This window comes from Rubrivivax gelatinosus, from assembly GCF_016583785.1.
Taxonomy (GTDB): Bacteria; Pseudomonadota; Gammaproteobacteria; order Burkholderiales; family Burkholderiaceae_C; genus Rubrivivax; species Rubrivivax gelatinosus_B.
In genome coordinates, this window is record NZ_NRRU01000228.1 from 1 (window position 1) to 782 (window position 782).

General features: G+C 74.6%; 1 protein-coding gene. It reads left to right on the forward strand.

What is annotated here, in order from left to right; genetic code table 11:
• Positions 1-782 (forward strand): sugar phosphate nucleotidyltransferase (locus CKO43_RS25535; RefSeq protein WP_259375346.1); only part of this gene is annotated, 782 nt, incomplete at both ends.

Genomic DNA, 782 nt, shown 5'->3' on the forward strand with positions numbered 1-782 from the left:
TTCCAGCAGGCGGTGCAGCGTTTGCAGGCGCTGGCCGGCGGCACGACCGCCGCGCCGCTGGTCGTCGGCAACGAGGAGCACCGCTTCCTGGTGCTGGACCAGCTGCGCGAGATCGGTGTCGACCCGGCCGCGGTGCTGCTCGAGCCGGTGGGCCGCAACACCGCCCCGGCGCTGACGCTGGCGGCGCTGCAGGCAGCCGTTGGCGGTGCCGACCCGGTGCTGGTCGTGACCCCGGCCGACCAGACCGTGACCGACGAAGCCGCGTTCGCCGCGGCGATGGCCTCGGCGGTCGAGGCCGCCGCCGACGGCAGCATCGTCATCCTGGGCATCACGCCCGACCGCCCCGAGACCGGCTACGGCTACATCCGCAGCGAAGCCAGCGCCGGCGCGCACGCGGTGCTGCAGTTCGTCGAGAAGCCCGACGCCGAGACCGCGGCGCGTTACCTCGCCGACGGCGCCTACTACTGGAACGCCGGCATGTTCGTGCTCAAGGCCAGCGTCTGGCTGGCGGCGCTGGAGCGCTGGCGCCCCGACATCGCCGCGGCCTGCCGCGCGGCCTGGGCCGCGCGCACGACCGACCAGCGTTTCGTGCGCCCGGGCAAGGCCGAGTTCGCGGCCGTGCCGGCGGAGTCGGTGGACTACGCGGTGATGGAGAAGTGCCCGGGCAGCGGCCAGGCGATCCGCATGGTGGCGCTGGACGCCGGCTGGAGCGACCTGGGCGCCTGGGAAGCGGTGTGGCAGGTGGCGGCCAAGGACGAACACGGCAACGCCGCCGTCGGCGA